Source organism: Polymorphobacter fuscus (genome assembly GCF_011927825.1).
GTDB classification, from domain to species: Bacteria; Pseudomonadota; Alphaproteobacteria; order Sphingomonadales; family Sphingomonadaceae; genus Sandarakinorhabdus; species Sandarakinorhabdus fusca.
In genome coordinates this window covers 175,880-200,200 of record NZ_JAATJI010000002.1, presented here as the reverse complement: position 1 = coordinate 200,200, position 24,321 = coordinate 175,880, and the positions used below count along the sequence as shown (strand labels likewise).

General features: G+C 67.5%; 26 protein-coding genes. 13 read left to right on the top strand and 13 right to left on the bottom strand.

Going from position 1 to position 24,321, the window contains the following annotated elements; all coding sequences use genetic code 11:
- Position 1: 1 nt before the first annotated feature.
- Positions 2–463: a protein tyrosine phosphatase family protein gene (locus GGQ62_RS14270; RefSeq protein WP_341533745.1), complete on the bottom strand. Its 462-nt coding sequence runs from the start codon at positions 461–463 to the stop codon at positions 2–4.
- A 161-nt stretch (positions 464–624) separates the two neighbouring features.
- Here GGQ62_RS14270 and GGQ62_RS14265 point away from each other — a divergent pair, with 161 nt between their 5' ends.
- Positions 625–1,356: a POT-type proton-dependent oligopeptide transporter gene (locus GGQ62_RS14265; protein WP_152578067.1), complete on the top strand. Its 732-nt coding sequence runs from the start codon at positions 625–627 to the stop codon at positions 1,354–1,356.
- A gap of 24 nt (positions 1,357–1,380) precedes the next feature.
- Positions 1,381–1,992, top strand: coding sequence for a POT-type proton-dependent oligopeptide transporter (locus GGQ62_RS14260; RefSeq protein ID WP_243446209.1), 612 nt, complete (start codon positions 1,381–1,383; stop codon positions 1,990–1,992).
- Here the strand turns inward: GGQ62_RS14260 and GGQ62_RS14255 are convergent.
- Complete coding sequence (locus tag GGQ62_RS14255) at positions 1,983–2,876, bottom strand: pirin family protein (protein ID WP_152578069.1); 894 nt, start codon at positions 2,874–2,876, stop codon at positions 1,983–1,985. The two genes, GGQ62_RS14260 and GGQ62_RS14255, sit on opposite strands and share 10 nt — an antisense overlap.
- A gap of 59 nt (positions 2,877–2,935) precedes the next feature.
- On the opposite strand from GGQ62_RS14255, the gene GGQ62_RS14250 reads away from it, so the two are divergent.
- Positions 2,936–3,178, top strand: coding sequence for a DUF2188 domain-containing protein (locus GGQ62_RS14250; protein WP_152578070.1), 243 nt, complete (start codon positions 2,936–2,938; stop codon positions 3,176–3,178).
- Here the strand turns inward: GGQ62_RS14250 and GGQ62_RS14245 are convergent.
- A complete protein-coding gene (locus tag GGQ62_RS14245; protein WP_243446160.1) occupies positions 3,175–3,492 on the bottom strand; it encodes a TauD/TfdA dioxygenase family protein in 318 nt (105 codons plus the stop codon). The genes GGQ62_RS14250 and GGQ62_RS14245 overlap by 4 nt on opposite strands.
- Before the next feature lie 24 nt (positions 3,493–3,516).
- Here GGQ62_RS14245 and GGQ62_RS14240 point away from each other — a divergent pair, with 24 nt between their 5' ends.
- On the top strand, positions 3,517–4,311 hold the full coding sequence (locus GGQ62_RS14240) for a hypothetical protein (protein WP_243446161.1): 795 nt from the start codon (positions 3,517–3,519) through the stop codon (positions 4,309–4,311).
- On the opposite strand, the gene GGQ62_RS14235 is transcribed toward GGQ62_RS14240, so the two are convergent.
- On the bottom strand, positions 4,295–4,657 hold the full coding sequence (locus GGQ62_RS14235) for a ribose-phosphate pyrophosphokinase (RefSeq protein WP_152578071.1): 363 nt from the start codon (positions 4,655–4,657) through the stop codon (positions 4,295–4,297). The two genes, GGQ62_RS14240 and GGQ62_RS14235, sit on opposite strands and share 17 nt — an antisense overlap.
- 34 nt (positions 4,658–4,691) lie before the next feature.
- Entirely contained in the window at positions 4,692–6,830 is a 2,139-nt protein-coding gene (gene scpA, locus GGQ62_RS14230) for a methylmalonyl-CoA mutase (RefSeq protein ID WP_152578072.1), read from the bottom strand.
- Positions 6,831–6,949: 119 nt separating this feature from the next.
- Here scpA and GGQ62_RS14225 point away from each other — a divergent pair, with 119 nt between their 5' ends.
- The gene (locus tag GGQ62_RS14225; protein ID WP_152578073.1) at positions 6,950–7,168 is read left to right on the top strand and encodes a hypothetical protein; all 219 of its coding nucleotides are present in this window, start codon (positions 6,950–6,952) and stop codon (positions 7,166–7,168) included.
- A gap of 1 nt (position 7,169) precedes the next feature.
- Here GGQ62_RS14225 and GGQ62_RS14220 read toward each other — a convergent pair whose 3' ends face one another.
- Positions 7,170–9,947 (bottom strand): [protein-PII] uridylyltransferase, encoded by a 2,778-nt coding sequence (locus GGQ62_RS14220; RefSeq protein WP_152578074.1) that lies wholly within the window; start codon positions 9,945–9,947, stop codon positions 7,170–7,172.
- 103 nt (positions 9,948–10,050) lie between these two features.
- On the opposite strand from GGQ62_RS14220, the gene GGQ62_RS14215 reads away from it, so the two are divergent.
- Complete coding sequence (locus tag GGQ62_RS14215; RefSeq protein WP_152578075.1) at positions 10,051–11,214, top strand: aspartyl/asparaginyl beta-hydroxylase domain-containing protein; 1,164 nt, start codon at positions 10,051–10,053, stop codon at positions 11,212–11,214.
- Positions 11,215–11,218: 4 nt separating this feature from the next.
- Positions 11,219–12,202 carry a UDP-glucose 4-epimerase GalE gene (gene galE, locus GGQ62_RS14210; protein ID WP_152578076.1) on the top strand — a complete coding sequence of 328 codons (984 nt, stop codon included), beginning with the start codon at positions 11,219–11,221 and terminating at the stop codon, positions 12,200–12,202.
- Between the two features lie 19 nt (positions 12,203–12,221).
- Here the strand turns inward: galE and dgcA are convergent, their stop codons facing one another.
- The 3 genes from dgcA to GGQ62_RS14195 are packed head-to-tail and all read right to left on the bottom strand — an operon-like array spanning position 12,222 to position 15,429.
- Positions 12,222–13,214 (bottom strand): N-acetyl-D-Glu racemase DgcA, encoded by a 993-nt coding sequence (dgcA, locus tag GGQ62_RS14205; protein WP_152578077.1) that lies wholly within the window; start codon positions 13,212–13,214, stop codon positions 12,222–12,224.
- Between the two features lie 44 nt (positions 13,215–13,258).
- Entirely contained in the window at positions 13,259–13,756 is a 498-nt protein-coding gene (locus tag GGQ62_RS14200; RefSeq protein ID WP_243446163.1) for a CinA family protein, read from the bottom strand.
- A complete protein-coding gene (locus GGQ62_RS14195) occupies positions 13,744–15,429 on the bottom strand; it encodes an N-acyl-D-amino-acid deacylase family protein (RefSeq protein ID WP_152578078.1) in 1,686 nt (561 codons plus the stop codon). The genes GGQ62_RS14200 and GGQ62_RS14195 overlap by 13 nt, the downstream gene beginning before the upstream one ends.
- Positions 15,430–15,589: 160 nt before the next feature.
- Here GGQ62_RS14195 and GGQ62_RS14190 point away from each other — a divergent pair, with 160 nt between their 5' ends.
- Both GGQ62_RS14190 and GGQ62_RS14185 read left to right on the top strand, forming a co-directional pair.
- On the top strand, positions 15,590–15,955 hold the full coding sequence (locus GGQ62_RS14190; protein ID WP_152578079.1) for an SHOCT domain-containing protein: 366 nt from the start codon (positions 15,590–15,592) through the stop codon (positions 15,953–15,955).
- A gap of 16 nt (positions 15,956–15,971) precedes the next feature.
- Entirely contained in the window at positions 15,972–16,877 is a 906-nt protein-coding gene (locus GGQ62_RS14185) for an HdeD family acid-resistance protein (protein WP_152578080.1), read from the top strand.
- A gap of 52 nt (positions 16,878–16,929) precedes the next feature.
- On the opposite strand, the gene GGQ62_RS14180 is transcribed toward GGQ62_RS14185, so the two are convergent.
- Positions 16,930–17,340, bottom strand: coding sequence for a PadR family transcriptional regulator (locus tag GGQ62_RS14180; RefSeq protein WP_207790509.1), 411 nt, complete (start codon positions 17,338–17,340; stop codon positions 16,930–16,932).
- On the opposite strand from GGQ62_RS14180, the gene GGQ62_RS16135 reads away from it, so the two are divergent.
- Positions 17,317–17,592: a hypothetical protein gene (locus GGQ62_RS16135; protein WP_207790510.1), complete on the top strand. Its 276-nt coding sequence runs from the start codon at positions 17,317–17,319 to the stop codon at positions 17,590–17,592. The two genes, GGQ62_RS14180 and GGQ62_RS16135, sit on opposite strands and share 24 nt — an antisense overlap.
- A gap of 35 nt (positions 17,593–17,627) precedes the next feature.
- On the opposite strand, the gene GGQ62_RS14175 is transcribed toward GGQ62_RS16135, so the two are convergent.
- Both GGQ62_RS14175 and GGQ62_RS14170 read right to left on the bottom strand, forming a co-directional pair.
- Entirely contained in the window at positions 17,628–18,065 is a 438-nt protein-coding gene (locus GGQ62_RS14175) for a hypothetical protein (RefSeq protein ID WP_152578082.1), read from the bottom strand.
- Between the two features lie 59 nt (positions 18,066–18,124).
- Complete coding sequence (locus GGQ62_RS14170) at positions 18,125–19,090, bottom strand: L-threonylcarbamoyladenylate synthase (RefSeq protein WP_152578083.1); 966 nt, start codon at positions 19,088–19,090, stop codon at positions 18,125–18,127.
- 45 nt (positions 19,091–19,135) lie between these two features.
- Here GGQ62_RS14170 and GGQ62_RS14165 point away from each other — a divergent pair, with 45 nt between their 5' ends.
- From GGQ62_RS14165 to GGQ62_RS14155, 3 genes are all read left to right on the top strand, one after another.
- The gene (locus tag GGQ62_RS14165) at positions 19,136–20,890 is read left to right on the top strand and encodes an acyl-CoA dehydrogenase (protein ID WP_152578084.1); all 1,755 of its coding nucleotides are present in this window, start codon (positions 19,136–19,138) and stop codon (positions 20,888–20,890) included.
- Between the two features lie 197 nt (positions 20,891–21,087).
- On the top strand, positions 21,088–21,882 hold the full coding sequence (locus tag GGQ62_RS14160; RefSeq protein WP_243446164.1) for a PEPxxWA-CTERM sorting domain-containing protein: 795 nt from the start codon (positions 21,088–21,090) through the stop codon (positions 21,880–21,882).
- Between the two features lie 99 nt (positions 21,883–21,981).
- Positions 21,982–22,983: a fumarylacetoacetate hydrolase family protein gene (locus GGQ62_RS14155; protein ID WP_167649684.1), complete on the top strand. Its 1,002-nt coding sequence runs from the start codon at positions 21,982–21,984 to the stop codon at positions 22,981–22,983.
- 26 nt (positions 22,984–23,009) lie between these two features.
- Here the strand turns inward: GGQ62_RS14155 and GGQ62_RS14150 are convergent, their stop codons facing one another.
- Complete coding sequence (locus GGQ62_RS14150) at positions 23,010–24,272, bottom strand: cation:proton antiporter (protein ID WP_152578086.1); 1,263 nt, start codon at positions 24,270–24,272, stop codon at positions 23,010–23,012.
- Positions 24,273–24,321: the final 49 nt, after the last annotated feature.

Here is a 24,321-nt window from a genome sequence, read left to right as displayed (position 1 = left end):
GTCAGGCCCGCGCCGCCAGGCTGCGCAGGAATGGCGCCATGCCCGACACATCATATCCGCCGGCAGCGGCTGCCGCGACGATGGCATCGGCATCGCCGCCGCGTGACGCCGCCGCCAACGCCCACAAATTGGTCGATCGCGTTCCCGACCGGCAATAGGCAAGCACCGGCCCGCCCGCCGCCAGTTCCGCCGCCATCGCGGCGATATCCGCCTCGTCGATGCCGGCCGGGCCAACCGGAATATGGGCGAACCGCAAACCTGCTTCTGCAGCGGCGGCGCCGATCTTGGCGGCACTGGGCTGGCCCGGCACTTCGTCGTCAGGGCGGTTGCTGATGATCGCGACATAGCCTTGCGCCGCTGCAGCGGCACAATCTTCAGGCGCGATCTGAGCGGCGACAGCAATGTCGGGAGTCAGGCGAATGAACATGGCACAAGTGTAGCGGCGGCCGCGTGCGATGGCCACTGCCCCGGGCAACGATTGCGACGCCGCGTTGTCATCCCGGGGGTTGCGCAGCGGCGCACAAACAGCGTCTATTCGGCACCGATGTCCCTCCCCGCGCTGGCCACCGGCCGACCCGCTCCCTTCGTGCCGACGCGCCAGGCCGCCGCACGCGACCGTGCCGGATGACCGCCACCGCGGCGCTGCCCGCTCGACACGACGATATTCTGGGCCAGCCACGCGGCCTGGCCTGGCTTTCGGGGACCCAATTCTGGGAAGCCTTCTCGCTTTACGGCATGCAGGCATTGCTGACGCTGTACATGGTCGGCCAGCTGCTGCTTCCCGGCCACGCCGAACATGTGCTTGGGCTCGATGCCACCCGCCGCGCCATCGAAAGCGTGACCGGGCCATTGTCGACCCAGGCCTTTGCGGTGCAGATGTTCGGGCTCTGGGCCGGGCTGGTGCGCTTCACGCCGGTGTTCGGCGGGCTGATCGGCGACCGGCTGCTGGGGCGGCGGCGCACGATCATGCTCGGCTGCCTGTTGATGACCGCCGGGCATTTCTGCATGGCGTTCGATGCCAGTTTCCTGCTGGCGCTGCTGCTGCTGATGCTTGGCACCGGCTGCGCCAATTCCAACCTGTTCTCGCAGGTCGGGGCCCTGTACGGCCCCGACGACCGGCGGCGCGATGACGGGCTGCAGCTTTACTATTTCGCGCTCAACTGCGGGGCGTTCGCGGCGCCCATCGTCTGCGGCTGGATGGGGCAGCAATTCGGCTGGCACCTGGCCTTTGCCCTGGCAGGGTTCGGCATGCTCGCCGGACTGGTCGTCTATGCGCTCGGCGGCCGCCATCTGCCGCCGGATCCGCCGCGGGTCGCGCGCGCGGCGCGTCCGCCGTTGACGGGGTCGGAATGGTAGGCCGTGCGCCTGCTGTTGCTGCTCATGCTCGTTCAGGCGGCGTTCTGGATCGCCCAGTCGCAGGTCTGGAACGTCTATAACCTCTGGGTTCGCGATCATGTCGAAATGTCGGTTGCTGGCTGGCAGGTGCCGATCCCCTGGTTTCAGGCCCTCGATGCCATTGCGCCGGGGCTGCTGCTGCCGCCCACCTTGTGGCTGTGGCGACGCCAGGCCGCGCGCGGAGGCGAACCCGATGCCATCACCAAGATGGCGATCGGCTGCCTGATCTTCGGCAGCGGCATGGTCTGGCTGGCGGCATCGGGCAGCGTCTTCGGCGCCGCGCCGGTGCCGCTGCTCTGGGCGATCGGCTTTCACCTGCTGTCGAACTGGGGCTGGGTGTTCTTCACGCCGATTGCCGTCGGGCTCTACGCGCGGGCAGCGCCCAAGTCGCTCAACGCGATGATGATCGGCATCAATTCGATGGCGGTGTTCGTCGGCGCGACCGTCAGCGGGCGGATCGGCGGCCTGTACGAGGTCTGGACGCCGGGACGGTTCTGGCTGCTGCACGCCGGCATCATCGCCGGCGGGGCGCTGCTGCTGCTGGCGCTGCGCCCCGCGGTGCGGCGGATGCTGCGCGCGGCGGACGCTCAGGGATAGTTGACCGGCGGTTGCGGCTGGGCCGGTGCCTCCGGCAGCGGGATGAACTCGGTTTCGCCGGGGACATGGGGAAAACGGTCGGCACGCCAGTCATGTTCGGCCTGGGTGATGCGGTCCTTCGAATGGCTGACGAAATTCCAGACGATGTGGCGTGGTTCCGGATAGGCGGCGCCCCCCAGGATCATCGCATGAAGCGGCGTGTCGGCGGACAGCGTCGATGCCCCGTCGACCACGGCCAGACTGCCGCGAGTGAGCGCGGCAGCGCCGATGCGGGCATCGCCCGAGACCGGGAACACCCCGACCTCACCCCATTCCGGGTCGAGATCGACGCTGGCGCCGGCATCGAGGTGAAGTTCGGCATAGATGATCGGATGCGGAAAACGCACCGGGGAGCTGGCGCCGAACATGGTGCCGGCGATGATCGTCAACCGCGCGCCGGGCAAGGTGACGACGGGAAGCGATTCCGCCGGGTGGTGGACAAACGCCGGCTCCGCTTCGGCATCGGCAACCGGCAGCGCCACCCACGACTGGATGCCGTGCATATGGTGGCCGGCGGTGCGCAGCGCTTCGGGCGTGCGTTCCGAATGGACGATGCCGCGCCCTGCCGTCATCCAGTTGACCGCGCCGGGCGCGATATCGATGACGGTGCCCAGGCTGTCCCGATGCGACAGGCCGCCGGCGAACAGATAGGTGACGGTGGCAAGACCGATATGCGGGTGCGGCCGGACATCGATGCCCTGGCCGGCGGCAAAATCGGCCGGCCCCATCTCGTCGAAAAACACGAACGGCCCCAGGCTGCGCCGCTGCGGAGCGGGCAGGACGCGCGAGACCGAAAAGCCGCCAAGGTCCCGGCTCCGCCCGGCGATGGATTCGACGATCGACATATACAGGCTCCAAGTCTAGGCCGCGGTGCGATACAGTGGCAGCATAGCTGGAGAAACCCATGACCAAAATCCATTATCAGATCGTCGAGCACGATGGCGGCTGGACCTACAAGCTGGGTGACGTGATGGCGGAAACCTATGCCAGCCATGCCGATGCGCTCGCCGCCGCCCGCAGCGCCGCGGAACGCCAGCACCAGGGCGGGGAAACCGTGCCGATCAGCTGGGAAGACGAAAATGGCGTCTGGCACGAGGAAACCGCCAAGGGCGACGACCGGCCCGACGCGGACGTGATCGACAGCTAGGAGAAAACGCAGGCCGCGGCGATGGTGGTGCGGTGCAGCCGCCGCGCATGCCCCGCATAGCCGCCGGTCGCTGCGTGCAGCAGCGATCGATTGTCCCACATCACCAGCATGTCCTTCTGCCAGCGGTGGCGATACTGGAACTGCTGCTGGCTTTGCCATTGGTAGAGTTCGACGAGCAGCGGCCCGGCTTCGGCGTCGTCCATGTCGTCAAAGCCGATGATATAGCCAAGGCATCCGAACAGGCCGGGCCGGCCGGTTTCTGGCGCGTCACCCGCCATTGCCGGAAAGCCAATATTAACGTATGAGGCGTTCATTCCGCAGCGGGGGTTTCGGAAAACATGGCGACCATGGCGGGGGTGCCGCGCGCGACAGCCGGCAATGACGATCGGTTTTTTGTCATTTCGGCATTCGCCATGGCGGCGGTCGTCGTCGCCGGCTTTTCGCTGCAGGCGGCGATGGGGCGATCTAGCTTCAATGCGCCGCCGCTGCTGCACGCCCACGCCATCGTATTCATGGGCTGGGTCGGGATATACGTTTCGCAGACCGTTCTCGCCAGCCGCGGCAACAGGGCGCTGCACCGCCGGCTCGGCTGGGTGGCGGCGGGCTGGATCGTCGCCATGCTCGTCCTCGGCTGCCTCGTCACCCTCGCCATGGTGCGGCGAGGGCAGGTGCCGTTCTTCTTCGTGCCGTTGCAATTTCTCGTTTTCGATCCGCTGACCCTTTTCACCTTTGCCGGGTTGTCGGCAGCCGCGATCGTCAAGCGCCGGCAGACGCAATGGCACCGGCGGCTGCATTTCTGCGGCATGTCGATGCTGCTCGGCCCGGCGTTCGGGCGGCTGCTGCCGGTGCCGTTGCTGGCGCCCTTTGCGTTCGAGGCGACCTTTGTCGCAACGCTGTTGTTCCCGGTGGCCGGCATCATCGCCGACCTGCGCCGCACCGGCCGCGTCCACCCCGCCTGGGGTTGGGGCGTCGGCACCATGGTCGCGACGCTGCTGGCGGTCGAAGCCCTCACCTATGGCCCGCTCGGCCCGCCGCTGTACGCCAGCCTGACCGCCGGCACACCCGGTGCGGCGGTCCCGGCGCTCGAATTCCCGCCGCCGCCGATGGGCCCGCAGGTTACAGGACGTCCTTAGGGGCACCCCGCGCCTGCCAGTAATCGAAGGCGCGGCGCTGGACGACGAGCAGATATTTCCGCGCCGGCGCGCCTTCCCAGGCACCCGCATAATCGCTCCGGCCGATCCACCAGCCCTGCCCCGGCAGCTGGTCGCTTTCCCGCACCACCAGCGCCGCCAGCTCGGGCTGACCCGCGGCCTCGGCGCGCGCATCGATGGCATCGAGCACCACGCACAGCGCCCGCATTTTCGGCCGGGTGAAGCCATGGCCGAGCGACTGCAACAGCCCGGCATAGCTCAGCGTGTCGCGCTCGGCCGCCGCGGCCTGCAACAGGGCTTCGATATGGTCGATGTCGAACTCTGCCATGGCGCTTGCCTCCGGGCAGGGGCTCAGCCCCTGCCTATTCTGCTGCGAGCGACGTGCCCGCCGGCGGCAGGTTATGCCCCAGCAACCGCAGCAGCTCGGCAGCGCTTTCGACGATGTTGGTGCCGGGGCCAAAGATCGCCGCCGTGCCGATGTCGCGCAGGAAATCATAATCCTGCGCCGGAATGACGCCGCCGGCGATGACGCGGATATCGCCGCGGCCGGCGTCCTTCAGCGCGCTGATGAGCGCCGGCACCAGCGTCTTGTGCCCGGCGGCGAGCGAAGAGGCGGCGACGATGTCGACATCGAGCTGCAATGCCAGGTCGCGCGCTTCCTCGGGAGTCTGGAACAGCGGGCCAACGGTGGCGTCGAACCCCAGGTCGGCCAGCGCCGTGCCGACGACCTTGGCGCCGCGGTCATGCCCGTCCTGCCCCATCTTGACGATCAGCACGCGCGGCGCACGGCCCTTGCGGCGTTCGAACGCCTCCACGCCCTCGGCAACGCGGATATAGGCGGGATCGCCCTTATAGGCATCGGCATAGACGCCCTTGACCATCTTCACGACCGCGGCGTGGCGCCCGAACACATCCTCAAGCGCACTGCTGATCTCGCCCAGCGTTGCCCTTGCCCGCGCCGCGACGACGGCGAGGGCCAGCAGATTGGCGTCGCCCGCTGCACCGTCGCGCAACGCCGCCAGCGCCGCATCGACCGCGGCGGGGTCGCGGCGGGCGCGGATCGCCTCCAGCCGCTCGATCTGGCTGGCGCGGACGGCGACATTGTCGACATCGAGAATGTCGAGCTTTTCCTCGCTGGCCGGCCGATATTTGTTGACGCCGACGATGACGTCCTCGCCCATGTCGACCCGCGCCTGCTTGGCCGCCGCCGCCTTTTCGATTTCCAGCTTGGGCATGCCGCTTTCGACCGCACGCGTCATGCCGCCCAATGACTCGACTTCGTCGATCAGCGCCTGCGCGCCCTTCACCAGCGCATCGGTCAACGCTTCGACATAATAGCTGCCGCCCAGCGGATCGACGACGCGGGTAATGCCGGTTTCTTCCTGCAGCACCAGCTGCGTGTTGCGGGCGATGCGCGCCGAAAAATCGGTCGGCAGCGCAATCGCTTCATCGAGCGCATTGGTGTGGAGCGACTGGGTGCCGCCGAGCGCCGCGGCCATCGCTTCGACCGTGGTGCGGATGACGTTGTTATAGGGGTCCTGTTCCTGCAGGCTGACCCCGCTCGTCTGGCAATGGGTGCGCAGCATCTGGCTGCGTGGGGACGCGCCGAAATCGGCCATGATCGTCGCCCACAAGGTCCGCGCGGCGCGCAGCTTGGCGATTTCCATGAAGAAGTTCATGCCGATGCCGAAGAAGAAGCTCAGCCGCCCGGCAAAGTCGTCGACCGCCAGCCCCTTGGCCAGCGCGGCGCGGACATATTCCTTGCCATCGGCGAGGGTGAACGCCAGTTCCTGCACCGCTGTCGCCCCGGCTTCGAGCATATGATAACCCGAAATGCTGATGCTGTTGAACTTGGGCATGTTTTGCGAGGTATATTCGATGATGTCGGCGATGATCCGCATCGATGGCGCCGGCGGGTAGATATAGGTGTTGCGGACCATGAACTCCTTCAGAATGTCGTTCTGGATGGTGCCGTCGAGCTTTTCCTGGGCGACGCCGGCCTCCTCGGCCGCCACGATGTAAAAGGCCAGGCACGGCAGCACCGCGCCGTTCATGGTCATGCTGACACTCATCTGGTCGAGCGGAATGCCGTCGAACAGCAGCTTCATGTCCTCGACACTGTCGATAGCGACGCCGGCCTTGCCGACATCGCCCGAAACCCGCGGGTGGTCGCTGTCATAGCCGCGGTGGGTGGCCAGGTCGAAGGCGACACTCAGCCCCTTCTGGCCGCCGGCAAGGTTGCGGCGGTAGAAGGCGTTCGACGCCTCGGCGGTGCTGAACCCGGCATATTGGCGGATCGTCCATGGCCGGCCGGCGTACATGGTGGCACGGACGCCGCGGGTGAACGGCGCATGGCCGGGCAGGCCGGGGTCGGTCACGACGTCGGCGGCGGTATACAGCGGCTTGACGTCGATCCCCTCTGGCGTCGGCCAGGTCAGGTCGGCACCCTTGACCTCCTTGGCGGCCATTTTCTGCCAGTCGTCGAGGCTCGGTGTCGTCATATGTGATCTCCCGCCGCCGGGTATAAGCGGTGTTGCGTCCGGGCCGTCAATGTTTGCCAACTGGAACGATGCCGCATCTGGCGGGTTTGACAGGCATATCCGCTGCAAAAGGACCCGCAATGGCCGACAAGCCCAAGATCATTACCACCAATCGCGCCCGCGGCGGCGTGACGGGAACCGTCCGCTACGTGCTGATGGCGTCGCTGGCATTGGCAATTGCTGCCATGGTCTGGGTGTTCCTGCTGTCGCCCAAGGGCACGCAGGAGGGCGCGACGACATCGGCCGACCCCATCTCGGCCGACACGCCGTCCGAAACGGCGCCCGCGACTCCGCAATAACCTATTCCGCCGCCTGCAGTTCGTCGACGCTGTCGACCCGGGCGCTGGCGCTGCTGGCAACGGCAACGAGCCGCCGTTCCAGCGCCTTCAGCCGCGATGCGCTGTCGATCTTCTGGCCCGTCAGGTCGGTGATGTAGAAGGTATCGGTGGCGCGCTCGCCATAGGTGGCGATATGCGCCGAATGGATGGTGACGCGGCTCTGGAAGAGCGCGTGCGTCAGCGCATAAAGCAAGGCGGGGCGATCGGCCGCGCCGACCTCGATGACCGTGTAGCGATTCGAAGCCTTGTTGTCGATGATGATATTGGGTTCGACCTTGAACACTTCGGCGCGGCGCCGGGCCAGCGGCCGCGCTGCCAGACGGTCGGCGAGCCGGACCTTTCCTGTCAGCACATCTTCGATGCTGCGCGTCAGCCGCGCCAGCTGCGACGGTTCGGCGAACGGCCGGCCCAGCGGATCGGCGACGACGAAATTGTCGATCGCCTGGCCGTCGCGCGTCGTGTGGATGCGGGCATCGAGAATATTGGCACCGGCAAGCGAAATGGCGCCGGCGATGCGGTAGAACAGCCCGGGATGGTCGGCAGCGTAGATGGAGACCAAAGTGGTCCCCGACGACGGGTCGGGAAGGGTCGCAATGGCCAGCGGCAGGCTGCGGGCATCGGCATCGGCGACCAGCGCAGCATTGCCGGCGAGCGCCTCGGGGGTTTCGGCAATCCAGTAGCTGTCGGCAAAGCGCCGCGTGTAACGACCGAAGGTCGCATCATCCCAGCCCAGCGCCGCCCGCAGCCGCGCCTGCTTGACCGCGATGCGCTCGGTCCGGCCCTTCTGCTTGTGGCCGAGCCGCAGCACTTCCTCCGATGCCTCGTAAAGGTCGCGGAGCAGTTGGCCCTTCCAGTTGTTCCACACCCCCGGCCCGACGGCGCGGATATCGACGACGGTGAGCAGCAGCAACAGCCGCAACCGTTCCGGGCTGGCGACGCTTTCGACGAAATCGAGGATGGTCTTGAAATCGGCAAGGTCGCGCTTGAACGCGGTGCGCGACATCAGCAGATGGTTGCGCACCAGCCAGGCGACGGTTTCGGTTTCGGCAGCGCCCAGGCCCAGCCGCGGGCACAGCCGGTCGGCGATATCCCCGCCCAATTCGCTATGGTCGCCGCCGCGCCCCTTGGCGATGTCGTGGAGCAGGACCGCGACATAGAGCACGCGGCGCGAGGCGATCTGCTTGATGATCGCGCTCGACAATTTGTGTTCGGCGAGCAGCTTGCCCGATTCGATCTGGGCCAGCAGGCCGATGGCGCGGATGGTGTGTTCGTCGACCGTATAATGATGATACATGTCATATTGCATCTGCGCCACGACCCGGCCGAAATCGGGAACGAAACGCCCGAAGATGCCGGCTTCGTTCATCCAGCGCAGCACAGTCTCCGGGTCGTTGGGGCTGGTCAGCACCTGTAGGAACAGCGCGTTGGCGGCGCGGCTGCGGCGGGTGGTCTCGTTGATCAGCCCGGCGTCGCGCGAGGCCTGACGCATCGCCTGCGGGTGAATGCCGAGCTTTTCGCGATCGGCGAGCGCGAACATCTCGACCAGCCGCACCGGATCCTGGCGAAAGAAATCATCGCTCGGCACGCCGATCTGGCTGCGGCGCAGGGTGAAACCGTTCAACCGCGACGGTCGCCGCGTCAGCGTCGGCAACCAGTTCGACTTGGCGAAGCTTTCATCGAGATGGGCGAGGAACAGCCCTGTCAGGTCGCCGACCGTCTTCGCCACCAGAAAATAATGCCGCATGAAACGCTCGACCGCCGACATGCCGCCGCGATCGGCATAGCGCAGCCGCGAGGCCAGTTCCCGCTGGACATCGAAGGTCAGGCGTTCCTCCGGCCGGCCCGCGATATCGTGGAGGTTGATGCGCACCGCCCATAGAAAACTCTCGGCGCGGCGGAACTGGCGCAATTCGTTGGCGGTCAACAGGCCCTTGTCGACCAGCTCGGCGATGGTATCGACCTGATAGGCATATTTTCCGATCCAGAACAGCGTGTGAAGGTCACGCAGCCCGCCCTTGCCTTCCTTCAGATTGGGTTCGACGACATAGCGGCTGTCCCCCATCCGCTTGTGGCGTTCGTCACGTTCCACCAGTTTTTCGGCCGTGAAGGCACGCGCCGTGCCGGCGACGACTTCGCGGCGGAACCGCGCAGCGCCTTCCTCGTACAATTTCTGGTCACCCCAGACGAATCGCGATTCGAGCAGCGCGGTGCGGATGGTGACATCGGCACGCGACATGTTGATCATGTCGTCGAGCGAGCGCGTGGCGTGGCCGACCTTCAATCCCAGGTCCCACAGCATGTAGAGCATGGTTTCGATGACTTGCTCGCCCCACGCCGTCTGCTTCCAGGGCGTCAGGAACAAAAGGTCGATGTCGCTGTGCGGCGCCATCTGGCCGCGGCCATAACCACCGACGGCAACCAGCGCCAGCCGTTCCGACGACGTGCGATTGGTCGCCGGATAGAGGTCGGTGACCACCGAATCGAACAGGATGCGCAACAGCTGGTCGACCAGAAACGCCTGGGCGCTCGCCAGTTCCAGGCCCTTGGCCGGCGTGTTGTGGAGACGGCGATGGAGTTCCGCCCGGCCTTGCGCCAGGGCCGCGCGCAGCGTCGTCGCCAGCACGGCCCGCCGCGCCTCATACCCCTGCGCGCCCGGCATTGCCTCTGCAAGCTGATCAACCAGCGCCCGGCGATCGATGATGCCGCGGCGGTTGGGAATAGTATCGGGGCGGCTGGCCATGACGGCAAGATAGGCGGGCGACGAGGCTGCGCAAAGCGGCGAATGCGCCGCGCCCCATGGTCACCAACCTTGCGGCCGACTGCCGATGCTCTACACCCCCATCATGACCGATCCCGCCAAGGCTCAGCTGGAAGCCATCGCCCATCGCGGGATCGACGCGCTGCGGCGCGGCGATGCCGCTGCGGCGCGGTCGGCGTTCGACGCGATCGCCGCCAGCGGCCGGGCGACACCGCAGATCTGGCTGTTCCTGGCCCAGTCCTGCGACATGCAGGACGACCGGACCGCGGCGCGCGCGGCGCTGGCGCAGGTCCTCGCGGCTGATCCGGCCAACCCCTATGCGCTGGTCATGCAGGGGGAAATCTTCACCCGCGACGGCGATGATCGCGCCGCGTCGGCCTGGTACGATCGGGCGCTGGCAGCAGCGGCCGGCATCGGGCAGCTGCCCGCCGATCTGGTCGCGCGCCTGCAGCGTGCAGAAGCCGAGCGCGTTGCCATCGCCGGGCGCTTTACTGCGGCAATGCACGCGGCGCTCGCCGCCGCCGGGGTCGATGGCGACGCGGCCGGGCCACGCTTTGCCGAAAGCCTGGCGATCGTCGCCGGCGCGACCCGCCCCTATCTGCAGGAACCGACCAGCTTCTACTTTCCCGGCCTGCCGCAGCAGGCCTTTTATGACCCCGCCGATTTTGCCTGGGTGGCGGCGCTGGAAGCGGCATTTCCCGCGATCCGCACCGAGGCTGAAGCGGTGCTTGCCGATCGTGCGGGCACGGCGCCCTATGTCGAAGCACCAAGGGACCGGCCGGCCAAGGCTCACAGCCTGCTCGACGATCCGCGCTGGAGCGCCTTCCACCTCATCCAGCACGGCCTGCCGGTCGCCGCCAACGCAGCGCGCTGCCCGGCAACGATGGCGGCGATCGCCGACCTGCCGATCCCGGTGATCGCCGGGCGATCACCGATGGTGCTGTTCTCCCTGCTGGCGCCGGGAACCCATATCGCGCCGCACACCGGCATGCTCAACACGCGGCTGATCTGTCACTTGCCGCTGATCGTGCCCCCCGATTGCCGGTTGCGCGTCGGCAACACGACCCGCAATGTCGAGGCCGGCAAGATGCTGATCTTCGACGACAGCATCGAGCATGAGGCGTGGAACGACAGCGACGCCATGCGCGTTATCCTTTTGTTCGAAATCTGGCGTCCCGAATTGACCCTGGCGGAACGCGCGGGGCTCACCGCTCTTTTCGAATCGATCAGCGTTTACGGGGCCGAATGACACCATGATCCTCCTGACTGGCGGCGCCGGCTATATCGGCTCGCACATCACCCTCGCCCTGCTCGATCGCGGCGACGACGTGCTGGTTCTCGACAATCTTTCCACCGGCAACCGATGGCTGGTGCCCGAAGGCGCGAAATTCGTCGAAGGCGATTGCGGCGACACCGCGCTGGTCGAGGCGCTGGTCGCCGAACACGGCATCACCGCCGCCATCCACTGCGCCGGGGTGATCTCGGTTCCCGAATCGGTCGAAAAGCCGCTGTTGTATTACGACATCAATGTCGGCCGGGCGGTGCGCTTCTTTGCGGCCGCGACGGCTGCCGGGGTCCGCCATCTGCTGTTCTCGTCGACCGCGACGGTCTATGGCGCGCTCGACCTCGACATGCTGTCGGAAAGCCTGCCGATGGCGCCGGTCAACCCCTATGCCGCCAGCAAGGCGATGACCGAGCGCGCACTCGCCGACCTTGCCGCCACCGGCGCCGCCAATGTCGCGGTCCTGCGCTATTTCAACGTCGCCGGCGCCGACCCTGCCGGCCGGTCGGGGCAGGTATCGAAACAGGCGACCCATCTCATCAAGATCGCCGCCGAAGTCGTGACCGGCAAGCGCGACCATATCAGCGTGACGGGCAATGACTTCGCCACCCCCGATGGAACCGGCGTACGCGACTATATCCACATCACCGATCTCGCCGCGGCGCATCTGGTGGCGCTCGACGCACTGGTCGCCGACCCGGCCGAAAGCCTGACCTTCAACGTCGGCTATGGCCATGGCGCCTCGGTGCTGGAGGTGCTCGACGCCGTCGATCGCTTCACCAACAGCCGGATGCGCCGCGTGCCGGCGCCCCGTCGCCCCGGTGACGTGGCCCGGCTGGTCGCCGATACCAGCGCGATCCGGGCGCGGCTCGGCTGGGAGCCCAAACTCGACGACCTCGACCGCATCGTCGCCGATGCCATCGCCTGGGAACGCAAGCTGGCGGCGCGCGCGTAAATTCTTGTCGGCGGACCTGCTAGCCCCAGAGTTCCGGCTCGGGCGGCCACACATCGCTGTCCTCGAAGCGCAGCCCGGCGGGCCGGTCCTCGATCAGCAACGGCCCGTCGAGATCGGCATATTGACCCTGCATCGCGACATAGAATGCCGGTGCAATGCCGAGCGACGTCGACAACATGCAGCCGGTCATCACCCCCAGCCCGCGCTGGCGCGCAGCATGCGCCAGCGCATGGGCCTCGGTCAGCCCGCCGGCCTTGTCGAGCTTGATGTTGATATAGGTGTAGCGCCCGATGATGGCATCGAGGCTGGCGCGATCGTGGCAGCTTTCGTCCGCTGCCAGCGGCACCGGCGAGCGCACGCCATCGAGCAGCGCATCCTGCCCGGCCGGCACCGGCTGTTCGATGAGCTCGACCCCAAGGCCCGCGAGCGCCGCCGCCGTCCGCGCGATATCGGTCCCGCCCCAGGCTTCATTGGCGTCGACGATCAGCCGCGCATCGGGCGCCGCCGCCCGCACCGCCGCCATGCGTTCGACATCGGCATCGGGCCCGCCATCGCCGCCCAGCTTGATCTTGAGCAGTTCGCGCCCCCCTGCGGATGCAGCGGCAGCGGCCATGGCACCCGGTTCGCCCAGGCTGATCGTGAACGCCGTCAACAACGGCCGCGGCTGCGGCAGGTCCAGCCGCTGCCAGACGCGCTGGCCCGACGCCTTGGCCTCCAGGTCCCACAGCGCCGCGTCGAGCGCGTTGCGCGCCGCGCCATGCGGCATCAGCCCGAGCAGGTCGGCGCGGCCGGCGCCGGCCGCGACAGCGTCCGCCCGCGCATTGATGGCGGCGACGACCGTTTCCGCCGTTTCGCCGCGATAGTAGATTGCGGTGGCCTCGCCACGTCCTTCCTGCCGACCATCGCCGACCACGGCGACCGCAACATCGACATGCGTCTTGGCGCCGCGCGCAATCACGAAGCTGCCGCGGACGGGAAAACGCTCGACGCGGGCGGCAAGGGTGCGGATCATGCCGACGCATGTGCCGGATGCCGCCCCGCCATGCAACTCGGGCGTCAGTCCTGCGCTGCCACCTGTTCCGCCAGCAGCGCCAGCGCGGCGGCGGCGAACGCCAGCATGTTGTCGAAGCGCTCAGGCCGGCCGGTTTCCAGCGTCCGGGCCACCACCGACGTCCCGGCGACGGCGAAGCAACTGTGGCCGGCAGCGTCGCCATAGGGGTTGCCGGTCGGCCCCGATGCGCCGGTTTCGGAAATCCCCCAGGTCGCGCTGAACTGGCGGCGCACCGTCTCCGCCAGCAGCGCCGCATAGGGCTCGCTCGCCGAGGTCAGCCCGCGCACATCCTCGCGGCGCAACCCGAGCAGCCGGTGCCGCGCCCGTGGCGTGTAGATCACCCCGCCCCCGAGATAATAGGCCGACGCCCCCGGCACCGCGAGCAGCGCCGCCGAGATCAGCCCGCCGGTCGAACTTTCCGCCACCGCCACTGTCTGCCGCCGCGCCTTCAACAGCGCGGCAAGCTCTGCGGCCTGCGCCAGCAACGCCTTCATGCCGGGCATTTGCCGGCACCCGGCCCCTTGACGAACCGCCCTGCCGCCGCGCCGGTCGGTTCACCGTCCTTCAACACCTGGGTGCCGTTGACGAACACCTGGTTCACCCCGGTCGCATATTGGGCGGGCTTGGGGTAGGTCGCATGGTCCCCGATCGTCGCCGGATCGAACACCACGACATCGGCGAAATAGCCGGGCTTGAGCAAGCCGCGGTCCCTGATGCCGAGGTTGGTTGTCGGCAGCGACGTCAGCCGGCGGATCGCATCGGGCAATGTCGCCGCCTTTTCCTCGCGCACATATTTGCCGAGCAGCCGTGCGACATTGCCATAGGCGCGCGGATGATCGTTCGACAGCAGGAACACGCCTTCGGCCGAAGGCGCCGCCGCGTCGGACCCGAAACTCATCCACGGCAGCCCGACCTGACGCTTCACATTGGCTTCGTCCATCAGGAAATAGGCGGTGCCGACCCGGCTGCCATCCTCGATGACGAGGTCGATGGCGGTGTCCTCCGGCGAGGTGCCGCGCAGTTTGGCGACGTCGCCCAGTGTCTTGCCGGTCAGCGGCTTCAGCTTTGGGTTCCGGAACCCCAGCAAGAGCACATTGTCCGGGCTGCCGGCGCGCCGTGCAAGATTTTCCCTTGGTGCATTGTCGTCGAGCATTTCGGCCTTCACCCGGGCACGGATCGCCGGGTCCTTCAACCGTTCGATCCACGCTTCCAGCCCGCCATCCTGCACCCACAGCGGCATGGCGGCATCGAGCCCGGTCGCCCCGGCGGTGTAGTTGTACATGTCGGCGGTAATGCGGACGCCGTCCTTTCGCGCTGCCTCGATCTTGCCGATGATGCTGTCCATCTTGCCCCAGTTCTGCCGGCCCGACATCTTCATGTGATAGATTTCGGCCGGGCCGCCGGACTTGCGGGCAATTTCGATCAGTTCGTCGACCGCGGGTTCGATGCGATCGCCTTCGGATCGCATGTGGCTGATGTACATGCCGCCGCACCTGGCGCTCTCGGTGGCCAGTGCGATCAGTTCGGGGGTCTCGGCATAGGCCGCCGGCGCGTAGATCAGCGACGAGCCGACGCCGAGCGCGCCTTCGTTCATCGCGGCACGGACCAGCCCGCGCATGCGGTCCAGCTGTTCGGGAGTCGGGTCGATGTCCTTCTCGCCGAGTTCATTGACGCGCACCGTCGTCGCGCCGACGAAGCTGGCGACATTGGGGGCAATGCCCTTCTTTTCCAGCATCGCCAGATATTCGCCCAGGCTGTTCCAGTTGACCGGAAACTTGATGTCGTCCTGCCGCGCCGCCATCCGCGCCTTCATCTCGGAGTTGAGCGGCCCCATCGAATTGCCCTCGCCCATCACCTCGAGCGTCACCCCCTGGCGGATGTCGCTCTGCCCGCGGCCATCGGCGATCAGCGATTCGGTCGCCCAGCTGAGCATGTTGACGAACCCCGGCGCGATCGCCTGGCCCTTGACGTCGATGGTCTCCGCCGTGCCGGCAGGCGGCGCGCCGCGGCCGATCGCGCTGATCCGGTCCCCCGATATCGCCACCCATCCCGGATAGGGCGCGCCGCCCGACCCGTCATAGATAACGCCATTGGCAAGGACGCGCACCGGCAGCGCCGGCGCGGACGCCACCGCCGGTGCCGCACCCAACAGCAAGGCCAGGATCAATCGCCGCATGTTCGTCTCCCCGTTGCGACCGACGCTATGCCCCGGCGCCCGGTCGCGCAATATGCCCGCACCGCGTCCGCCTTTCCAATTTGCCTCGCATCGACCCAAATGTTAGAACTGCGAAACCAAATCGCCGTCAATCGCTGTTTGGCTCGCGGGGGGACATCAAATGGCGATCGCAACCTTCTTCTTCGGCGCGCTGATGGTGTTCTTCATCATCATGTGGTTCTGGCTGCTCATTACAGTGATCGGCGACCTTTTCAGCCGGGATGACATCGGCGGTTTTGCCAAGGTGCTGTGGATCATCTTCCTGGTGTTCCTGCCCTATCTCGGCGTTTTCGCCTATCTGCTGACGCAGAGCGCCGGCATGGCCGGGCGCAGCCGCCACGCCGCCGTGGAGGCGCGTGATTCGATCCGATCGTTCGTGGGGTTCAGCGCCGCCGACGAGCTCGAGAAGCTCGATCGCCTCAAGGCCGGCGGCAGCCTGACTGCCGAGGAACATGCGCGGCTGCGCGCCAAGGTGCTTGCACAATAAACCGGAGGGCACGGCCATGAACTGGCGATTGCAAACCACCCTCGCCGGCATCCTCGGCGCCATCGGGCTGTTCATCGTCTTCAACCCCGTGACCATCGTCACCGCCGCCGCCGGCATCATTCCCTGGTTGCTGCTCGCCGCCGGCGCGATCCAGTTCATCTCGATCGCCTTCCGCTCGCGGCGGCTGCTGCGGCTCATCATCGTCCCTGCCGTCACCGGCGCGCTGTTCGTTTATGCCGGGGTGTCGATGAAGTTCGGCGACCCCACCACCGTCGGTCCGGTATCGCTGGTGTTCATCCTGGCGCTGGTGTTCTTCGGCAGCGGCGCTGCCAAGCTGGTGACCGGCCTTTCGATGCGGCGGTCCAGATATTTCCTCTACATCATCGCGTCGGGTGCCGTTTCGATTGTCCTCGGCCTCATCGTCATGTTCAACTGGTCGACGGTGTCGGCCGGGCTGATCGGCGTGTTCCTGGGGCTGGAAGTCATCGCCGATGCGGCCATCATGGCGGTTCTCGCGCTGCGCGAGCGCGACGGCGAAGCGGCGATGGAATCGCTGGGGCTGGATCCGGTTGCCGAAGCCGCCAAGGCCGAGGCCGCGCGCGCCGCACGCGCCGCCAAGGCCGCCGCCGAAGCCGCCGCCATCGACGCTGCCGCTGCGGCCGAGGCTGCAAAGGCCCGGCCGCCGGTCATGCCCCTGCCCGCCAGTGCGATGCCGCCGCTGGTCAGGCCCGTGCCGCCGGCCGCCGAACCGTCACCGCCGCGCGCCGAAACGACAGCCGACGCACCGCCGGCCCCGAAACTGCCGACGCCGCCGCCGCTTGCGGCGCCTGCGTCACCACCGCCGCCATCAGCGGCCAGCCCGACAGAGGCGCCGCCGACGGTGCCAAAGCCGGCGGGATCCGAGCCCGATCCGCTGCCTTAGGGTGTTTTCCCGTCAGCTGTCCCATCCGCCGGGTCAGAAAACACGCCAACGCCTACAGGCGTTCGATCCGCCCGGCCGCTTCGTCGAGGATTGCGGCGACCTGCAACTGGATCTCGCGGTCGACGCCGTCTGCAGACAGTCGGCCGTGGACGGCGCTGTGCAGGTTGCGCATGGCCCGGCGGATCGGCGCCGCATCGGTCGGCGCGCGCAGCTTGGCGAGCGCCTCCAGCCGCGCCATCGCGTCGGCGATCACCGCCGCCTCGGCGTCGATCACGGCACGCCCAGCGTCGGTCACGGTAAAGCGCTTGCGACTGCCGTCGGCGACTTCATCGACAAGGCCTTCGTCGGCGATCAGCGTCAGGGTCGGGTAAACCATGCCCGGCGACGGCGCATAGACGCCGCCGCTGCGGGCCTCGATCGCCTTGATCAGGTCATAACCATGGCGCGGCGCTTCGGCGATCATCGCCAGCAATACGAGGCGGAGTTCGGCGCTGTCGAAGACGCGGCCGCGACCACGGCCGAAGCCGCCCGGGCCCCCGCCCCGCCGCCCGCCGCCGAACTCGCCGGCGATCTGTTCGCCCATTTCGCGCGCGAAGGCCTCGAACCGGCCGCCGAACCGTTGCGCCCGGCGCCCACCGTGACGTCCGCATTCATGTCTGTTGCTGTGCATATCGAACTCCCTTTGCTTCCGAATTGGCTCAAAGATATATCTTGAGCGAATTTTTGCAAGGGTCATTCCAAATTTTTCCGCTAGCGCCGGATCAACTGGGCAACGCCGGCGAACAGGGGCAGCAACGCCGCGCCGCCGCGCGTGCCGGCCAGCGCCTCCAGCCCACCCCGCGCCACGTCCGGATCGCTCGCCGCCATGCGGAGCACCAGCAACAAGCGTGCCTCGTCGGGCAGCAACATCGGACAGGCCGGTTCCCCGAGCACCACCCGCCGAGTCGCGTGTCGTGCCAGACCGACAAGCCAGCAGCGCAGCAGATGTTCGATCCCCAGACCGGTGTCGCCGAAATCGCGTTGCAGGGCGACGTGCACCGCCTGGCACCGCGCCGCGCCCAGCGGCCGCATCAACGCCAGCCGGCGCACCGCCCATAAAATCCGCTGTTCGCCCGGCGCCAGCGCGCCGACCCGGCCGTTCCGGCCCCAATGCGGCTCATCCTCGTTGCCGCGAAATTCCAGGTACATCGCCATTCTCCCAAAGGCCGAAGCCCCGGCAGAATATGCTATTGCGAACCATTCGCAAGCTATTTCGGTGCCGCAGCCCGCTGCAGCCGGTCATTGATCGCCACCCCCAGCCCCGACATCGGCACCGGCGCCACGGCAATCGCCGCGCGCCCGCTGGCTTCGGCGGCATGAAGCAGCTCGAACAGCCGCGCCGCCGCCTCCACCACATCGCCTGCCGGCGACAGGCTGACGTCCCCTGCTACCGCCCCGAAGCCGATGTGAAACTCGCCGGGCAGTGCCGTCACCGCCTCCAGCCTTACGGGTTGCCGCGGCGCATAATGCGAGGCCAGCATTCCCGGCGCCACGACCTCGCCCGAGGCCGGAGGATTATGGCGAGACGGCAAGGCCGGCGCGCGCGCAGCGTCGGTCCCGGCGCCGGACGGCGGCAACAGCACGGCACCCGGGCGCAGTACGCGCACCACGCCATCCGCCACCATCGCGATCGTCGATTCCACCCCCGCATGCGCCGGCCCGCCATCCAGGATCAGCCCGACGCTGTCCCCCAGCGACCCCGCCACATGCTCCGCCCGCGTCGGGGAAATCCGTCCCGATGCATTGGCGGATGGCGCTGCCAGCGGTCCGACCGCTGCGATAAGCGCCTGCATCACCGGATGCGCCGGGCAGCGCACCGCCAGCGTGCCCAGCCCCGCCGTCACCGGCGCCGCCACATCGGCGCCGTCGCGCAGCGGCAGGACCAGCGTCAGCGGCCCCGGCCAATATTCCGCCATCAACGCCCGCGCCACCGCGTCGACAACCACCAGCGTTTCGGCCTGCGCCACCCCCGCGACATGCACGATCAACGGGTTGAACCCCGGTCGCCCCTTGGCGGCATAGATGCGCGCCACCGCGTCGGCGTCCGACGCCCGGCCTGCCAGGCCATAGACGGTTTCGGTCGGCACCGCGACGATGCCCCCGGCGCGCAGCACCGCGACAGCCGCGGCAATGCCGGCGGCGTCGGCAGGGCGGATGCGGCTTTTGTCGGTCATGTCCCCCGTCTATAGCGGGACGGTCACAACCCCAAGGCCTGGCCCATGACCTATACCGCCCCCGCTGCCGAACAGCGTTTCGTGCTCGACGTCATCGCCGATGTGCCGGGACTCGCGGCGCTGCCGCCCTACGCCAACGCCACGCCCGACATGGTCGATGCCATCCTCGCCGAATCGGGCAAGCTCGCCTCGAACGTCTTTGCACCGCTCAACGCCGTCGGGGACAAGGCCGGCGCCCGCCTGGCCGATGGCGTCGTCACCCTGCCGCCGGGCTTTGCCGATGCCTATGGGCTCTACGTCGCGGGTGGCTGGGCCGGGCTCGGCGTCGCCGAGGCGCATGGCGGCCAGGGGCTGCCCTTCGCGGTCGCTGTCGCCGTGCAGGAACAATTGACCAGCGCCAACATGGCGTTCGCCCTGTGCATGATGCTCAGCCAGGGCGCCATCGAGGCGCTCGCGGCCCATGCCAGCCCCGAATTGCAGGACCGCTATCTCGCCAGGCTCGTCAGCGGCGAATGGACCGGAACGATGAACCTGACCGAGCCTTCCGCCGGGTCCGACGTCGGCGCGCTGAAGACTCGCGCCGTGCCGCATGCCGACGGCAGCTATCGCATCAAGGGCACCAAGATCTACATCACCTGGGGCGAACATGACGCGGCCGACAATATCGTCCACCTGGTCCTTGCCCGCCTGCCCGATGCGCCGGCCGGCACCAAGGGCATAAGCCTGTTCCTGTGCCCCAAGATCCTCCCCGACGGGGCGCGCAACGACCTCATCTGCACCGGGCTCGAACACAAGCTCGGCATCCACGCCTCGCCGACCTGCACGATGAGCTTCGGCGACAACGACAACTGCGTCGGCTATCTCGTCGGCGCCGAAGGTGCCGGGATGCGCGCCATGTTCACGATGATGAACAACGCCCGGGTCCAGGTCGGCCTGCAGGGTGTCGCCATTGCCGAGGCGGCCACCCAGCATGCCGTCGCCTTCGCCCGCCAGCGCGTCCAGTCGGCAAAGTTCGGCGGGTCCCGCGAGGCCGTGCGCATCATCGATCACGCCGATGTCCGCCGCACGCTGATGACCTGCCGGGCACTGACCGAAGCCACCCGCGCGCTGGTCTATCTCAATGCCGCCGCCGTCGACCGCGGCCACGCCGGCGACGCCGCCGCAACGGGCCTCGCCGACCTGCTCACCCCCATTTCCAAGGCCTGGGCGACCGATGTCGGCGTGGAAGTCGCCTCGCTGGCGCTGCAGGTGTTCGGCGGCATGGGCTATGTCGAGGAAACCGGCGCCGCCCAGTTTCTGCGCGACGCGCGCATTGCGCCGATCTACGAAGGCACCAACGGCATCCAGGCACTCGATCTTGTCGGCCGCAAGCTCGGCATGGACGGCGGCACCCATTGGCAGGAGCTGTTCGCCCAGATCGGCGACACGCTTCATGACCTCAACGCCAATGCGGAGCTTGCCGGCCTCGCGCCCTGGCTCGACGATGCGCTCACCGCGACCAGGGCCGCCACGCTCTGGCTCGCCGCCGCCAACAACGCCGACGATGTTGCCGCCGGGGCCACCCCCTATTTGCGGATGATGGGGTTGACGCTCGGCGGCTGGCTGCTGGCCAAGCAGGCGCTGGCTGCACAAAAGCAGCGCGATGCGGGCATCGGCGATGCCGCGTTCCTCGCCGCCAAGATCACCACCGCCCGCTTTTTTGCCGAGCAGTTGCTTCCCCAGGTCGGCGCGCTCTCCGCACCGGTGACCCGCGGCGCTGCCACCCTTTTCGCGATCTCCGAAGCGACGCTTGCCGCCTGAAAAAAGACCATGCCACCTAAAGTGTCGGCTGGCTTTACACGCTTAACGCCTTATTAGCACATCGCCCTATTAACAATCAGCTACTTAAGATAATTCGTAAGTTGGCATGGTTCTTGCTTGGTATTGGGACAGTTGGGTTGTTCCAATTCTATATTTGCACTGTCCAAATATTAGCCGATTATTAAGGACCGGTCATCATGAAGCATCTTCCGTTGCTCGCTGCGCTCGTCGGTCTTTCGGTCGCCACGCCGGCAGCCGCCGTGCTTACCACCTTCGCGACGTTCAGCTCGGCTGGTGGTACCAATGTCCGTTGGATCAATTCGGGGACGGCAGCCGACCGCGCCAACGACGCCGTCTATTATACGACGTCGACTCCCAACGCGACCGTTCCGGGTGGCGTCGTGGTGAACTTCAGCTTCATCAACTCGTTGATCGCGCCGATGGTCAACAACATCAGTGCCGTTTACACGATGAACGCTGTCGTGGCGAAGGACAGCCCGGTTCTGGTCCTCGGCAACGCCTATATCCAGCCGGGTCTCAGCGGCAGCTTCAGCTTCGTTTCGACTTCCGACATCACCATCTCGGGGCCGGGCCTCATCACCACCACCTATGCGGCGGGCTCCAACCTGCTGTCGGGCACCTTCTCCGGTGGCAATGTGGTGACCAACCGTTTTGGCTCTTCGGGCGCCAGCTTCGCGTCCGGCATCAACGGCTCGGACATCAGCTTCACGTCGGACTTCCTGACGATCGACGCCATGGCGCAGCTTGATCGCGCCACATCGCTCACCGCCATTGCACCGACGGCGTTCACCGCTGCCAACGGCGCGCTGCGCAGCTTCCGCGCCGTCACCGGCGGCCAGTTCTCGGCCGAGCCGAACCCGATCCCGGCCGCCGAGATCGTTCCGGAACCGGCCAGCTGGGCCATGCTCATCGCCGGCTTCTCGCTGGTCGGCGTCGCGATGCGCCGCCGCAAGCGCGCGCTCGTCGCCTAAGCCTGGCGTCTCGAAAGTCGAAGGCGGCGGGTCCATCGGGCCCGCCGCCGGCGTTTCAGGGTCTTGCGCGCAGCGTGTGGCAGGTTCACCACTGTCCGCATGAAACTCGCCTCGCTCCGCCACGGCCGGGATGGCCGTCTCGTCGTCGTCTCCGACGATCTCGCCTGGTGCGCGGCGCCGCCGCCAATGTTCCCGACCCTGCAGGCGGCACTCGACGACTGGCATCATGCCGAACCGATCCTGCGCGGTGTCGCCGAAAGCCTGGCGCATGACGCTGTCCCGCACAGCCGCTTCCACGAACGCGATGTCGCCGCGCCACTGCCGCGCGCCTATCAATGGGCCGATGGCAGCGCTTATGTGAACCATGTCGAACTGGTGCGGAAGGCGCGCGGCGCCGAACTGCCTGCCAGCTTCTGGACCGACCCGCTGATGTACCAGGGCGGCAGCGACCGCTTCCTCGCTCCCCGCGACCCGATCCCGTTCCAGGATGCCGGCTGGGGGTTGGACCTGGAGGCCGAAGTCGTTGTCGTCACCGGCGATGTGCCGCAAGGCGCAAGCCGCGACCAGGCACTGGCTGCCATCCGCCTTGTCGGCCTCGTCAACGACGTGTCGCTGCGCGGCCTCATCCCCGATGAACTCGCCAAGGGCTTCGGCTTCGTCCAGTCGAAACCCGCCTCCGCCTTGTCGCCGGTGTTCGTCACCCCCGACGCGCTTGGGGACCGCTGGCGCGACGGCAAGCTCCACGGCGTGCTCAGTGTCGATCTCAACGGGCAGCCGTTCGGCCGCGCCGATGCCGGCATCGACATGACCTTCGATTTCGGCACGCTGATCGCGCATCTGGCCAAGACGCGCAGCATCACCGCCGGCAGCATCATCGGCTCAGGCACCGTTTCCAACCGCGGTCCCGATGGCGGCCCGGGCCAGCCCGTCGCCAGCGGCGGCGCTGGCTACAGCTGCATCGCCGAAGTCCGCATGGTCGAAACGATCGAAAACGGCGCGCCGGCAACGCCCTTCCTGGCCCCGGGCGATGTCGTGCGGATCGAGATGCTCGATGACCGCCACCATTCGATCTTCGGGGCAATCGAGCAGACGGTCGCCTGATCGGGGACTGCGGGCGACGTCCGGGCTCAGGTCTCTGCCGCCGTGTCGCCTCCCGGCGGCGCCTCACCGGTCACCCGCTCCACGGCCAGGCCGGCGGTGAAGCCGTGGACGATCGTCGACAGCAGGACCGTGAAGGCAACGATCGCCCAAAGCTGCGCTTCGTTGAGCAGCTGCATGTGCGATCCGGCATAGGCAAGATAGTAGATCGAGCCGACACCGCGCACCCCATAGAATGCCACGACCGAGCGCTCGCGAGTCTTGTGCATCGCACCCTTCAGCGCCACCCACGCTGCGAGCGGGCGCACGACGAACACCAGCGCGAGGCCGATCGCCGCCTCGGTCCAGCCCAGCGCCGGCAGCAGCGACGGAAGCGCAGCGCCCAGCCCGATGAGCAGCAGCGCGGTCAGCGCATGCTCGATGTTCTCCGAAAAACCGTGCATTCGGACGTGGAATTCGTGCGCGGCTTCGGCTTGGCGCAACGTCAGGCCAGCAAGAAAGGCCGCGATGAAACCATAGCCCTCGGCCAGCTCGGTCAGGCCATAGGCCGCCAGCACACCGGCCAGCGCGATGACCCCGGCTTCGGTCTTGGCGAGCGAATTCTCCCGCGGCAGGATGAACAATATGCGGCCCAGCAGCCAGCCCAGCGCGACCCCGCAGCCGGCGCCGACGACGATCCGATAGACGACATCGCGCCACAGCCACTCGCCGATCAGGTCCGGCGTCACCGCCCCCGCCACCGCGAGTGTCAGCGCCAGGTGGACAAAAGGAAAGGCCAGTCCGTCATTGAGGCCCGCCTCGGTTGTCAGTGCAAAGCGCACCGGATGCTCGCCGCCCTCGCGCGGTGGCCCGACCTGCACATCGCCGGCGAGCACCGGGTCGGTGGGGGCCAGCACCGCGCCCAGAAGCAACGCCCCGGCGAACGTCATCCCGCCGATTGCCCATCCCAAACCGGCCACCGCGGCGATGGACAGCGGCATGGCCACCACGAGCAGTCGCGCCGTTGGGCGCCAGTGCCGCCAGCCGCGGAGGTTGTCGATCTTCAATCCGACGCCGAAAAGGCCGACGATGACGCAGACCTCGCTGATATGCTCCCACGGCACCGGGTTGCTGATCGGGTCAATGGCCTTCGGCATTCCCGGGACAAGTCCGAACACGGCAAGCCCCAGCCCGATCAGCAGCGCCGACGCTGCCGGCTCGCGCCCCGAAACAAAGCGCGGAACCCAATAGGCGATGATCGTCACCGTCCCGATCGCCGCAAGCAACAGATGGTAGGAGTTGAAGTCATACATGAACGTGCCAACGGGCGGGCGGCGGCTTTGTTGCATGTGCGAGACAGCA